General features: G+C 49.0%; 10 protein-coding genes. 4 read left to right on the top strand and 6 right to left on the bottom strand.

Going from position 1 to position 13,758, the window contains the following annotated elements; translation table 11 throughout:
- Nucleotides 1–9: 9 nt before the first annotated feature.
- Complete coding sequence (locus tag EL628_RS27835) at nt 10–336, bottom strand: WD40 repeat domain-containing protein (protein WP_161975826.1); 327 nt, start codon at nt 334–336, stop codon at nt 10–12.
- Entirely contained in the window at nt 312–3,494 is a 3,183-nt protein-coding gene (locus EL628_RS27830) for a WD40 domain-containing protein (RefSeq protein ID WP_126583239.1), read from the bottom strand. The genes EL628_RS27835 and EL628_RS27830 overlap by 25 nt, the downstream gene beginning before the upstream one ends.
- Nucleotides 3,495–3,939: 445 nt before the next feature.
- Between EL628_RS27830 and EL628_RS27825 the strand changes: the two genes are divergently transcribed.
- Entirely contained in the window at nt 3,940–4,755 is an 816-nt protein-coding gene (locus EL628_RS27825; protein ID WP_126583238.1) for a hypothetical protein, read from the top strand.
- Between the two features lie 22 nt (nt 4,756–4,777).
- On the opposite strand, the gene EL628_RS27820 is transcribed toward EL628_RS27825, so the two are convergent.
- Together EL628_RS27820 and EL628_RS27815 are read right to left on the bottom strand one after the other, a co-directional pair.
- Nucleotides 4,778–5,317, bottom strand: a complete 540-nt coding sequence (locus tag EL628_RS27820) for a carboxymuconolactone decarboxylase family protein (protein WP_126583237.1) — start codon at nt 5,315–5,317, stop codon at nt 4,778–4,780.
- On the bottom strand, nt 5,298–5,663 hold the full coding sequence (locus tag EL628_RS27815) for a carboxymuconolactone decarboxylase family protein (RefSeq protein ID WP_126583236.1): 366 nt from the start codon (nt 5,661–5,663) through the stop codon (nt 5,298–5,300). The genes EL628_RS27820 and EL628_RS27815 overlap by 20 nt, the downstream gene beginning before the upstream one ends.
- Before the next feature lie 1,506 nt (nt 5,664–7,169).
- On the opposite strand from EL628_RS27815, the gene EL628_RS27810 reads away from it, so the two are divergent.
- Nucleotides 7,170–7,979 (top strand): alpha/beta fold hydrolase, encoded by an 810-nt coding sequence (locus EL628_RS27810; protein ID WP_126583235.1) that lies wholly within the window; start codon nt 7,170–7,172, stop codon nt 7,977–7,979.
- Between the two features lie 133 nt (nt 7,980–8,112).
- Here EL628_RS27810 and rox read toward each other — a convergent pair whose 3' ends face one another.
- Both rox and EL628_RS27800 read right to left on the bottom strand, forming a co-directional pair.
- Complete coding sequence (gene rox / locus EL628_RS27805; protein ID WP_126583234.1) at nt 8,113–9,537, bottom strand: rifampin monooxygenase; 1,425 nt, start codon at nt 9,535–9,537, stop codon at nt 8,113–8,115.
- A 424-nt stretch (nt 9,538–9,961) separates the two neighbouring features.
- Nucleotides 9,962–12,169: an ATP-binding protein gene (locus EL628_RS27800; RefSeq protein WP_126583233.1), complete on the bottom strand. Its 2,208-nt coding sequence runs from the start codon at nt 12,167–12,169 to the stop codon at nt 9,962–9,964.
- Nucleotides 12,170–12,496: 327 nt separating this feature from the next.
- On the opposite strand from EL628_RS27800, the gene EL628_RS27795 reads away from it, so the two are divergent.
- Nucleotides 12,497–13,105, top strand: coding sequence for a hypothetical protein (locus EL628_RS27795; protein WP_218029013.1), 609 nt, complete (start codon nt 12,497–12,499; stop codon nt 13,103–13,105).
- 234 nt (nt 13,106–13,339) lie between these two features.
- Nucleotides 13,340–13,750, top strand: a complete 411-nt coding sequence (locus EL628_RS27790) for a hypothetical protein (protein WP_126583231.1) — start codon at nt 13,340–13,342, stop codon at nt 13,748–13,750.
- Nucleotides 13,751–13,758 lie beyond the last annotated feature (8 nt).

Below are 13,758 nucleotides of genomic sequence, written 5' to 3'. Positions count from 1 at the left end.
TGATTCACATTATGCGTGAGGGTCGGCCCCAAGCAATTTTAAGGTTGTTTCTTGTAGAGGGCTTATTCCCATTACTCCATGAATTTTCATGCCTTCATAGGGCCTTTCGTTGCGCAAAGCCCGCAGTTGTCGACCCGATGAGACCTCCCAGCAGATAACTGTGCCATCACGACTTGCGCTGGCGACGGTCTTTCCATCGTGATCAAAACTTACGCTCCTGACCCAATCGTCATGTCCATATAAGGTATAGATACATGCATAAGAGGTGGCATCCCAGATACGAACGGTTCGATCATAGCTGCCACTGGCAATCAGCGTCCCATCAGGGCTATACAAGACCGAGCGTACTTTATCAGTATGCCCTGGATAACCTGAAGGCATTGACGAGTGTATCTGTCCCAGATGCGTAAATCATGATCATAACTACCACTTATGATCAAATTATTGGTAGGATGAAAAGCTACCGAGCGGACACGATCAGAATGCCCTGCAAACGTGGAGATACATGTTCCATTGTCAGCTTGCCAGAGCCGCATGGTTTTATCTTCACTTCCGCTCAGAATATACATCCCATCGGGACTGAACGCAATCGACTCGATACGATTGGTGTGGCCGGTAAGGGTAAAGAGACATTTCGTTGTCGCAATATCCCAGATGCGAATCGTCTGATCATTGCTGCCGCTGACAAGCAATTTTCCATCAGGACTAAAGCAGACAGAGCCGACCCGTCCGGTGTGGCCATAGAGAATACTCTGGCAATGATGTGTCTGCGTCTCCCACAAACGAATGGTCTGATCTTCACTACCGGTTGCAATGAATTGCCCATCGGGACTAAACGTGACCGACCAGATCCAATTGGTATGCCCATTGAGCATAAAGGGATACTGCAATTTCTGCGTTTTCCAGAGACGAAGGATTTTGTCTTCACTGCCACTCGCCAGGTGCTGTCCCTGCCGGTCAAATGCTACGGATAAAGCCCCATTGGTATACCCCTGGAGAGTATTGATGCATTGACCGGTCTTTCTATCCCACCATCGAATCGTCTGATCCTCACTGCCAGTGATAATATGCTCTCCATTGGGGCTAAAGATGACTGTCTGGATAGGATTTGTGCACCCTGTCAATGTATTGAGATGGCTGTACAGTCTGGTATCCCAGATGATAGCAGTCTGGTCTTCGCTCCCACTGACGAGCAGTGATCCATCTGTATTGAAGGCAATCGACGTAACGATTCCCGTATGCCCATACAAGACTGCCAGGCAGATCTTCTGTTGAATATCCCAGAGACGAATCGTCTGATCCTCGCTGCCGCTGGCCAGCATGATTCCATTTGGGTGAAAGGCAACAGTTTTTGTTCCTTTAAAATGCTCTTTCAGGATTGCCTGGCAGCTTCCCGACTTCACGTCCCAGATGCGAATGGTCTGATCATCGCTACAACTGGCCAGCAGGGTGCCATCGGGGCTGAAGGTAGCCGCACGTATCCAGGCCGTGTGACCTGTAAATGAGGCAGAGAAGCTTCTGTTCTGCACATCCAGAAGACGAATGATGGGGTTCTCACCAGCGACGGCCAGTAATGATCCGCTGTGATTAAAGGCCACCGATGAGATACTGCCAACGTGAGCCTCTAACGTTGCATAGCAGCGCCCCTGATTCATATCCCAGAAACGAAGAGATTGATCCTCGCTTCCACTGACAACTGTTTTTCCATCAGGGCTGATGGCGACCGACCAGATCCAGTGAGCATGTCCCTGCAAAATATGCATGGGGACCCCCTCGGCCACATTCCAGATCCTCACCTCACAATTGTTTGCTCCCGTTGCCATGAGCTTGCCAGAAGGATTAAAAGCGATCGAAAGTACGCTTCCAAACGTATCGGTAAAGACTGATGATTCAAAGGTTGAGAACGAAAAATTTACCTCAGGCAGAAATTTCCCGATCAGATAGGCCTGACGAAGATAGAGACGTGAGAAATCATAGCCCCGAAGATCACAGTCCAGATGAATGAGGATATTCAAAAGATTTCCGGCTGCATAATTTTTGCGCTGTCTGGCATTGCGCATCGTTTCAATAAGGTGTTGAAATCTGGCGGCGATCTCCTGCTTCTCCAACTGACCAAGCAAGCGTTGAGCGATTGGATCAATCAGCAGGCGCGTCTGACTTTCGCGAATATAGTTTTTGGCCTGTACTTTCATCAGGGCATACTGCGACAAAATGTTGAGGTTCTCTGTCTCTAATTCTTGAAGTGCCGAGTGAATAATAACGCTGGTAACATATTCCATAATCACAGGCTGGAGGCCCAGGCTTTCATTGCTTACTTCAATCATAAAATGCCTGAGCAGTGATTCAAGCGTTCTCATAATATCGGCGCTAGTGCGCAGAGGAATATTTTTTTTGAGCACCTCCAACGTCACCGGTTCCCGTTCAATCGCCAACCAGTACAGGATCTCTTGTTCTGCAGCAGAGAGGCGGGAGAATTGAGATTCTAGCAGTGTTTTGACAGTGCCGAAGACGAGCGTCCCTTCTTTTAAAAAGCGCGTAATGCTGCCATTAAAGAGCCCCTGGATCGTGCCAGAAACGAGCTTGATGGCAAAGGGATTTCCCGTATAGAGATGAATAAGTTCTGCCTCTTCGCTGGCCGTCCCTGAAATATTGAGAATATTCAGGATTGCTTTCGCATCAGCCTCTGCAAGCCCTTCAAGTTTTAGCAGATGAATCTCTTTTTGCGTCGGATTTTCAATCTCTCTGGGCCGTTCACGGCTGGTAAGAAGCAGGCAGCTCTGGTGGGGAACTTCAGCCGTCCGTCGAAGTAATTTCCCATAGCCCTCCTGCCCTTTGAGCCATTGCCCCTCTTCATTCTCCTCTTGAAGAATCGACTCCATATTATCGAAGATAAACAGACAGCGAACTTTTTTGAGTTGTTCGAGCAAGAGCGCAATCTGCGCATCCGTATCATTGGGGAGCTCAGTGATCTGATTTTTTGTAAGCAAGCGAACCAGTTTTTGAAGCACCTCTTTTAGAGGTGGAGCATTGCGCAAAGAATGCCAGAATACATACTCAAATTGAGACTCTACTTTTTCTACAATAGTAGCTGAGAGCAACGTTTTTCCAATGCCCCCTTTTCCCAGTACAGCAATAATGCGTGTTTTAGGGTCGAGGAGCCATTGCTCCAATTGAGCAGACTCAGTAGTGCGACCATAGAGCTGTTCTAATGCGACCTTTTCATCCCAATATGTGTTTTCGAATTGTTCTGTTAACGTGCCAGAAACCTCAGTAAGGACAGGATCATCCTCAACAAATCCTAATTGATCGCCGGTCATATTGAACAGCGTGCAGATCTTCAAACGATAATAGGGGGTGGGATAGGCCTGGCCGCGTTCCCATCGACCGACCGTTTTCGTATTGGTATCAAGTCTGCGTGCAAAATCACTCTGAGACCAATTGTGGCGGAGCCGCTCTCGTTTGATCTTTTGAGACCAGATAGGCCCTCTTTGCATTATATAGAGATCTCCTCTTCCGTAAAGATTGCTCTACAGGTGTCCTCACGATGTCTCTGAAAAGGTATTCGAAGGGGTTGGACTTTGCTGCATTGCAAGTTATGCTTGAACTAGAGAGAAGCTTCTACAAGTCTCGGTAAAACGATGAAGATGATGGGTCTATTTGTATAGATAGCACATCTTGTTATAAGCTTAACATGTCCTATATGAGATAGCAATACGTGTAAGGTTTGAAATGCCAGGGAGAGATGAGATAAGTTAGATTGTATGTGAAGTAGAATGGTTCACTATGGTTTTTTTAGCCTGGATCGTTTGTAAAGGGAATTGTTGGATTTTTTCGTTGGGCAGACCTGTCGTAGGAAACAGAGGTGTTGCATTGTGTCTCTCGTAGTGCCTTTTGTGCACCGTTCATGTAAGCAAGCTACGAAAAAGGGAGAGACCTGTCATGAAGACGCGCATTGCTCTGGCCGCCTATTACTTTTCGATCGTGATTCTTAGCGCCCTCACAGTAGTAATTATCATTAAATTGATCTTTATTCCAGCGTGTAGTGCCAATAACGCTAATTGTACTGCGGATTCCTGGTCAATTGCTGGATTAGCCGGAACGATCCTCGGCGTTTCTGCGGCGGTGCTGGCAATCTTTGGTACCCTGGCGGTTGCTGGTTGGTGGACACTGCTGGATGAACGTGTCAATAGTCTGGTGAACTCTCTGTTTAATACCTGGAAAGATGATCTGAACCAGCGATTTGATCAGGTATTGAGTGAGCAAGCTCAAAAAGTTGAATTAACCCTGGTGGATTTTCAGAATCAGTTTCATACCTTTCAGAAGGAGGCCAGTACTTCGATGCAAGGCATGAGTGAAGTGCGCAGTTCGATGCAACATCTTGTTGAACTGACCCTGGATGCCGTGATGCTGAATCCTCCACAAAATATTGAGGCCTGGGCGCTCAAAACGATGACGAATTTCCATTTACCAGAGATTGCCCAGAAGATGGTGCTCAGTTTTCTGCTCTCTATTGATTCTATTGATGGGAGCGAAGAAGATCGCGGGCATGCTCGCCCTGGCCAACCCAATACGAAAGTGCTTTATTATTGGGAACGGGCGAGCTACTGGCAGAAGTTATTAAATGATTATCCTGCAAATGGACCGGTCTCTCCATTGCTGGTAGGGATTCCTCAACCTGATGTAGTAGATCTGCAAACAGAAGTGAATCAGAAGATGGCTCTCTATCGACAAAAAATTGCTCTGTTGAAGAAATAGTCTTCTGCATGGCCTCTTCTCTCTACACATATCCATGTTCGATCAGGCGTATTCCTGTCTGAGTGAACTCTGCGGCGCTTGGAATAGCGACATCGAAGGCGTCTGCGAGCCGCGCAATAATGTTGAAGCAGGTGCAAATGAAGAGCGCCTCTTCTATTGCCTGTCTGCTCACGCCTGTGGCAAGCACAGGTTGTACGTCGGCAGATGTGACGTGGTCAGGGCCGAGTGTAACCTTCTCGAGTAGCCCAAGCACAGAGCGAAGTTGCTCAGTGATGGGGGCGGTATGCCAATCATTGAGTACTGCCTGGACGAGATGCTCACTGATATCTTGAGCCGCAACTGCGGCATGAGCTCCTGTTCAATAGGTACATTGGAGCAGCGAGGCTGTGAATGAAGCAAACAGCTCTCGCTCTCCAATACGCCAGTCTGAAGGCCCGCGGAGCGCCTGTTGCAGGCAGTTTGAGAAGGGGTCACCAAACATATCCGCTCGGTATGTTAATGTGCGCCGAATATCGGAGACGGGGCTATCTTGATAGATCTCGCTAAGAATGTGTAGTCTCATTGCTCGCTCCTTCAATGGCTGCCATTCCTTGTAAGAAAGATTTTGTGCCTGCACCCAATGCCGTACTTAGCGTGATCTCAAAGATTGCCTCTTCACTATAGCCTGCCTGTTTAAGCTGTTCGACGTCTTCATCCGTTACTTTATAGGCATGCTTCCGCACCTTTGTGACATAGGTCTGAAGATCAGGTGAGATCTCGCCTTCTGGCGGAAAGTGTGAGTTCTCGGTAAGATCTGTCTGGATCACATGGTCAGTTAATGCTTTGCGCAACGATGGAGGGGTTGATCCAGGCCTGGTCTGAATCGACTGTATGAGCTTTTGATAAAGAATACTCTGTTGATCATCCATTGTAGCGTTCCTCCCAGTGTACTGATTGAGACGTTGAAGTGCTCGCTTGACCTTTTTTGGCTCTATCTTGCTCTCCCAGGCAATCCCAAATGACCTTCTTTGTGCTCTTTTTGTTCTCATCAGATTGATAAAAAGATAACTATTCATTAGTATGCCATTTTGGCTCAGATTTTGCTACCTGCGCTCTATTTTCAAGTGCGCTTCATATTTTTGCATCACCTCTTTTCTCTGTTCCCATGCTACTCTGTGAGCCCTGCAGGGCTTAAGTGGAACAGAGACGATGGAGGGGCTCACATGGTGGAGGGGCATGATTAGGAAGGAGGCAAGCAACCTTTCCTACTCGTATTGTTATTTTATAAGCTGTTTTGTACATAAAAAGATGTAAAGTAGGGAAAGTAGCTTGTCTCTTTCCTATGTTCCCCTTCCGCTGTGTGAGCTCCTCCATGGCTCAATGGGAAAGGAGGTTATGGGGGTGCTGGCATGGTGGAGCTTCGAGATGTAGAAGGAGACGCCCTACTTGTCTTGTTATATCACGTACCTTTATAAATATAAAAACACTTTTAAGTAGGGAAAGTCGCTTGTCTCTTTCCTGTGTTCCTCTTCCGCTGTGTGAGCCCCTCCATGGCTCAATGGGAAAGGAGGTTATGGGGGTGCTGGCATGGTGGGACGGGAAATTGTGGAAGGAGACAAGCGACCTTCCCTACTGCTTTTCTCATCCCAAACACGTAAAAAAAACTCACGCACTGTAAAGTAGGGAAAGTCGCTTGTCTCTTTCCTGTGTTCCCCTTCCACTGTGTGAGCTCCTCCATGGCCCAATGGGGAAAGGAGGTTATGGGGGTGCTGGCATGGTGGGACGGGAAATTGAGGAAGGAGGCAAGCGACCTTCTCTACTGCTTTTCTCATCCCAAACACGTAAAAACAACTCACGCACTGTAAAGTAGGGAAAGTAGCTTGTCTCTTTCCTCTGTTCCTGCTCCACTCTGGTCACCCCTCCATGGCTCAATGGGGCATGGGAAACAAGGCTATGGAGGGGCTCACATGGTAGAGCTTCACGATGGCGGAAGGAGACAAGCGACCTTCCCTACTTGTATTGTCATGTATTGCGCAATTTAAAATATAAAACACCGTAAAGTAGGGAAAGTAGCTTGTCTCTTTCCTGTGTTCCCACTCCACTCTGTTCACTCCTTCATATCTCAAGTGGAAAGAAAGCCATGAAAGGGTCTGGCAGAGTGTGGGTTCACAATGAGGCGAGCTCTCCTGTTTTCTTCCGCTTTTTGATGCCCTTAAAAGAATAGGTAATAGTTGGGCAATGATTGGGAAAGATGCTTGTGGAGAGAACATTCACCAGTGGGTCAACATGTTGCTCACAGAATGTACAGGCTTCGTCAAAGTACTGCCAAAAGAAGTTAGATAACCAGTGTGGTCTATTCAAACATACTCTGCCTTCGGGCAGTAGCTGTTTCCTGCCTGTACCCAAGGGCAGAAATATTTACACATGGAGAAGAGATGACTACTAATACAGATACATCTTCCGGACAATACGCTTCTATCAATGGAATTAATCTTTATTACGAGATCCATGGTACTGGTAAGCCCCTGGTGATGCTTCATGGAGGACTGGGAAATTTTGCGATGCTTGCAGGACTTGCGCCTACACTTGCCCAGGATCGTCAGGTGATTGGCGTCGACCTGTATGGGCATGGGCGCACAGCCCTGACCGATCGCCCATTCGATCTAGGACAGATAGGCGATGATATCGCTGGCCTTATTCAGTACCTGGGCTTTGAAAAAGCCGATATCTTTGGCTACTCTCTTGGTGGAGCCGTGGCTCTTCAGACCGTTATTCGCCATCCAGAACGGGTAGACAAACTTGTGGTCCTCTCTACGCCTTTTAAACGGACTGGTTGGTATCCCGATATCCAGGTTGGCATGGGAGCTATCTCTCCTGAATATATGACGGGTACGCCTCTTTATGATGCCTATGTGGCTGTAGCACCCAGGCCAGAAGATTTTTCTCGCTTTATTGTCAGCATGCGAGAGGGCATGATTCAGGATTATGATTGGACGGAGCAGGTGGCTGCTTTGAAAAATCCTGTCTTAATTATTGTAGGCGATTCTGACGCTCTTCCTCCTTCGCATGCGGCAGAGTTTTTTGCCCTTCTTGGAGGCGGTCTGAAGGATGCGGGCTGGACTGGAGAAGGCCTGATTGCTTCGCAACTTGCCATTGTGCCAGGTGCCACTCACTATAATATTATCGATCAGACGAACTTCCTTCTACCAATCATGACTCCCTTTTTGAACAGCAAGCAAGCATAAAACCAGGTCTCCAATCCTGTTGTGATTTTAAAAGGGAAATACTCGGGGGTTACCTTGATCAACAGCACACATGGGTTACTGTTGATCAAGCTGCGTTGGAGGCAGATCTTCATGGGCAGTGACAATTGTGTGCTTAGCTGACGGCAGTGCCGAACCACCTGGGTAGATGGGCAAGGAGATCCTGCTGATCTTTGCCAACCCATACCACGTGGCCATCTGGCCGCAATAGCACTGCTGGTACATCCAGTTCCGGGCTTTCATCGACGATATGATCGACTCGTCCTGTCCAACCGGCCACCGAAAGCTGGCCAGTCTGATCGAGCAGCAGCCCGTGGCCGCTATGCATCAGTTCGTAGAGGCGACCTCGCTTTAGCTCTATATCCCGCAGTCGCCGGCCAAGCAGTTTGTGGCCCTCGCCAAGATTGTAGCGGACCTCGATGGCGGTGATCATCTCGGTCAGATATCGATTCACATCCTCAAATTCCAATAGTTCTGAGAACAATGCCCGCAATGCCTTTGCGCCTGGATTGTCTTCCAGCAGCACACCTTGAGCCCGAGTGTTGGCTAATACCCGAGCTCCTACCGGGAGGCGTTCGTCGTGGTAGCTGTCTAGCAGCCCATCCGGTGCCCAGCCGTTGACCTCTGCGGCCAGTTTCCATCCGAGGTTGAACGCGTCCTGGATGCCGAGGTTGAGCCCCTGCCCACCAACCGGCGGGTGGATATGTGCCGCATCTCCGGCCAGCAATACCCGTCCGACCCGATAGCGATCGACCTGTCGGCTAGCATCACCGAAGCGCGATAGCCAGCGTGGTGAGTGTACACCAAAGTCGGTGCCAGCGTATACTTTTAACTGTTGCTTAAACTCTTCGAGGGTTGGTGCAGTTGTACGGTCCTCGGCCACCTCTTCGGCTGGAACGACGACGCGATAGACCCCGTCCCCAATGTGGCCCAGGCCAAACCGTAGTTGGGTCTTGCGGACTTCGGCTACTTTGGCCGCCACTATTTCAGGGTCCTCGGTGAGCTCCATTGCCCCCAATAGCGTCTCGACCCTGGTGGGTTCACCGGGGAAGCCAACGCCGAGTAGCCTGCGTACCAGACTACGGCCACCGTCGCAGCCAACGAGGTAGCGCGAACGTAGTTGTGTGCCATCAGCCAGCTCAGCGGTCACTCCATAGTCGTCCTGGCTTAGCCCGACCAGCTCGCAGCCCCGCCGGATCTCTGTACCAAGTTCGACCGCACGCTCATTCAGCAAGCGTTCAGTGACGGCTTGTGGAATGGCAAGGCCGAATGGGTGTGCGGTATCCAACTGGTCCGGCCATGGCTTCATGATGCCCGCAAAGAAACCTATCTTGAACCGCTCGCTGACCGCGAGGAACCGTTCGAGCAGGCCACGCTGGTCCATTACCTCGACGCTGCGTACATGCAGGCCGAGGGCTCGGGACTGCAGGCTTGGCTCCGTCAACTTCTCGAGCACAAGCGTTTGCACTCCGGCCAGCCGTAGCTCGCAGGCCAGCATTAACCCGGTCGGTCCACCACCGACAATAATTACGTCAATCATTACAGACCTTCCTTCGTTACTCATTCCAAAGAGTCGAGCTGGAGCTGAAGCAGCCCTGGCATTGGCAGTATGTTCGTATGTCAGTATGTCTAAAATATGTGTAACGTCTCAAGGAGAAGCGTCCTGGGAACAGAACAGCGTGCTCGTTTGCTGTCATACCATCTCTTTCTCTTTCCTATCCAGTTGAATCCTTTCACACACGACAAGAGTCTGGAGCACATCTGCCACAGCCGATGCTTTTTTAGTGTAAATACGAGAGATATCCGGGCTCAAAGGAGAGCTATCGCTGCGGGTGCGCCAGAGCAGAGTCGCTTACGCCTGAGTATAGAGGAGGGAGCCTCAAAAAAAATCGTCCAAAAAGGCAGTGTGCTGGTAGACAGAAGGTGGTACAATAAAGATGAGAAAGAATGCTTGCAGTGATCCACTATTCCTGTTCCGCCAGTGGAAAGGTAAACCAGAACGTTGAGCCTGCGCCAGGCTGGCTCTGAACGCCAACACTCCCTCCCTGACGTTCGATAATTGTGCGGCTAATATGAAGTCCCAGGCCCAGACCCACGCCAGATCCACTCTTGACCTCAACATCAGGCGAGCGATAAAAGCGATCCCAGATGCGCAGTTGTTCGGTGTTAGAGAGCCCGGGTCCCTGATCGCTGACACTCATACGTGCTCGTGAGCCTACTTGTTCAACAACCACAATGACTGGCCTGCTCGCTTCAGAATATTTGAGTGCATTCGAGAGATAGTTGCTTACTACCTGGCGCACACGATCTGCATCGACAGTGACTAATAGCTCCTCATGTGATAGTTTCGTGAACGTAATCGTGCGTTCGGGAGTCAGAAATTGCTGATCTTCCACCACTTCATGGACGATAGTAGCCAGATCATGCAGTTCGGGATGCAGCTCTAGCCGGCCAGCCTCGATGCGTGAGACATCCAGAAGGTCATTGACGAGACGGCCCTGCACCCCCACCTGTCGCTCAGTACGACCCAGGAAGCTTGCCACACTGGTAAGGATTTTGAGCAAGTCTGGTGGGACTGCATCATCTCGCTGAAGAACACGTTCTAGTTGACGTTTTGCGAGCTGCACACTGACCTTAATGGTCGTAAGTGGGGTGCGCAGTTCGTGGCCAGCAATGCCAATAAACTCATCTTTTAACACGTTGGCCTCGCGTGCCGCCAATTCTGCTGCTTGAGCTTCTGTGCGTTCCCGTGTTAATCTTTCTCGCTCGATGATCACTGCTGCAAGTTTGCCAATGGCCGTAATGAGGCTCCGCTCCTCCTCGAGTGGATAGCGATGCTCAGTTGTATCATAGTCAAGAGAAATAAAACCGACAAGTCTCTCACCAACGAGCATGGGAGCACCTAAGAGAGAGCGAAGGCCGTAGCCAGGAGCTTTCTCTGTACGAGATTGGCTGAGATCAGATAGAATCGACTCGCCGCGATAGAGCTTCTGAATATCTTCTGGACGAAAATAATCACGTAGATTTGTCCGGGCTATCTGAGCCTGCACTTGTTGCTCTATCTCCGCTGGAATCCCTATCATAACGATTGGTTGGAATGTGAGCGTATCGTGGTCTACAGTAATGATACTTGCGGTCTGGCAGCCTAACAAAGAGCAGGTTAGCTCAACAAGACGGAGCGCTGTCTGTTGCCTTGTGTCATCTCTGCTTTGCACAGGAGTATGCACCAGTACATCAGTCATTGTCAGGAGGGCGGCCAGGGCATCGTGAGTGCGCTGCTCAAGACGGCGCCGTTCAGTCACATCGCGGAAGATGAGTACTCCTCCCGTCAATTCCTGCTCCTGATTGTACATAGGCGTTCCTGCGAGGTTGAGTTGAATCTCGCGACCATCTAATGTGCGCATCTGAATATCCATAGCCTTCGCGCCCCAAAAACGATCTCCATTCAGCATGCGTTGAACGGGTTGTTGCTCGCTGTCAAGCGGTTGCCCTTGTTCATCGCGTAGTGCAAGTATTGCGCCACGTTGTGCTGGTGTCAGTTGTAAATGAGAAGGGTCTTTGTCTAAGGCAATGAGCTCTCGATAGGCTGCGTTAATCTGTACCATCTGACCTTCCGCATCATAGAGCACAACCCCATCGGTTATCGCGTTAAACGTTGCTTCTAACTCACGAGCTCGAGCATCGGCCCGCTTCTGAGCACTCTCGGCTTCCGTTCGAGCCCTTTGTGTCTGGCTAGCAAGCAGACTAATAGCTAGACTGGCAAGCGTATAAAGACTTATTTCAAGGATATCTTCTATCTGGTTGATTGTTGGAAGAAAATAGGGAGGGATAATAAAACAGAGCAGAAGGACCGTTCCCAATAGTGCTGCTAACATCCCTGGAGCTGCGCCCCAATTTAAAGAGACCAGTACGACAACGAGAATCAAAAAGACTTCTACGAAATGAAGCGCCGGGAACAGGTTACCGAGCCAGAGCTTTATCAATATAATAAGAATTTGCAAAAATGTCGCAACGAGATATCCAGCGAGAGGATGCTGTAGCTGTGGCCTGAGAAACTGTGGCGCAAATGTGTTGTGCTTCAACCAGTGGAGCAGGGCATGCCACCACCGTTGATAAGAGCTTTTTCTTGAAGTAGGGCGACCTGAATGCTTCTCTCCTCGGTTTGTCGTCATACAGTGGGAACCTTCCTTCGTACAGTATATATGAGTTCACTACTTTGAATACGGATCAAGCTCAAGAATAGGCTCTTTAGAGGGACGCCTGGAAAGAGGCTGGTAAGTATTTTTCTGACCATTGGCCTATAGATGAGCAACGGAATGAACAGCTTTCACCCGCTTGACTTCACCTTCTCTGGCATCTTTCTAAAGGATTGGCATATCAGGACCTTTGTATTTTGCCATTTTTTTGGATCTTCCCGCTATACTGAAAGCGGAAACTTGTCGAGATTCTATGCAAGAAAGAAAAGGTCGCAACGATTGTCTAAAGAGCATCATACGGGATTGCATACACCACGTGGAGCAGCGATTGCAGGCATTCTGTTTGCTCTTCTTCTCTCGGCCTCTCTTCTCTTGCTTGCAGGGATTGCGAAGCCAGACGTAGAGGGGCCATGGCTGCCTGACCAGTTATGGATATGGGGCCTGAATTTAATACCCTATGCCGGGATTGCCTTCTTATGGTTTATTGGGGTTGTTCGAGATCGGATTGGTGAGTATGAAGATCGTTTTTTTGCGACGGTCTTTCTGGGAAGTGGTCTCTTATTTCTGGCGATGCTCTTTGCCGTGGCAGCGATTATTGGGGGGGCGCTGGCTGTTCGTGGTCCTTCTTCATCTCTCGTGCTTGCTTTTGCTCACCATACGACCTCGGTCCTGATGAATGTCTTTGCTCTGAGAATGGCTGCTGTATTTATGATTACGACCTCAACTATTCTGGTACGTACAGGTATTCTTCCACGCTGGCTGGCGTATCTAGGGTATGCTATTGCGCTCATTTTGCTCGTGACCATCACCAGATGGGAGTATGTCCTCTTATTATTTCCTCTCTGGGTGCTACTCATGAGCATCAATATGCTCTTACCATCACCCATAAGCAAGCAAAGCCAGACACGATAACGCCAGTATTTTTTTCAACCAGGCCTCTCACGGGCTGATCCTCAAATAGATCTTCTCTCTACTCTGTGTTGAGAAGGTATTTTATCGTAAAGTGGAAAATGAGCAATTATTAAGAAGTATAGCAGCAGTATACCATGTATTATCTTTCAACTGAAGCTATTAATTTGGGAGAATTTATGTCCTTATCTAAATGCAATAAGGCCATGGAAACCGATAATAGTATAGAGGGATGATATGCCGATCGATGAAGAGAATGAAGAGCAGGCTATTGAGACGTTCACTGATCTACGACAGCCGCCCGATGTAGAACTGCAAGTACTCACCTGTCGCATGCAATTGAGTACCCTCATTCAGGGCTATTATGATTCTCAGTGCATCGATGCACTTGATATGCGACTCCTCTTCTTACGGCTTGGTCTGGTAGATGGCCATTGCTCCACTCTGATAGAGACGGGTAAGGAGCTCCATATGTCCAGTGAAAATGTGCGGAGAAGACAATATGTCATTCTCCGCAAAAAGATACGAGATGACTCCTTTTTTCAACTTCTTAAGACGTACCATCAGTATGTTCGACTGCCACATGGTATTCAGCAGTCGCTATGGCATCAAGGGCATTTTGCGCATAAGAATACCGATCTTCTCTAGCCGGTTGC

This window comes from Tengunoibacter tsumagoiensis (assembly GCF_003967535.1).
In the GTDB taxonomy this organism is placed as follows: domain Bacteria; phylum Chloroflexota; class Ktedonobacteria; order Ktedonobacterales; family Ktedonobacteraceae; genus Tengunoibacter; species Tengunoibacter tsumagoiensis.
This window is presented reverse-complemented; position numbering and strand designations above follow the sequence as displayed.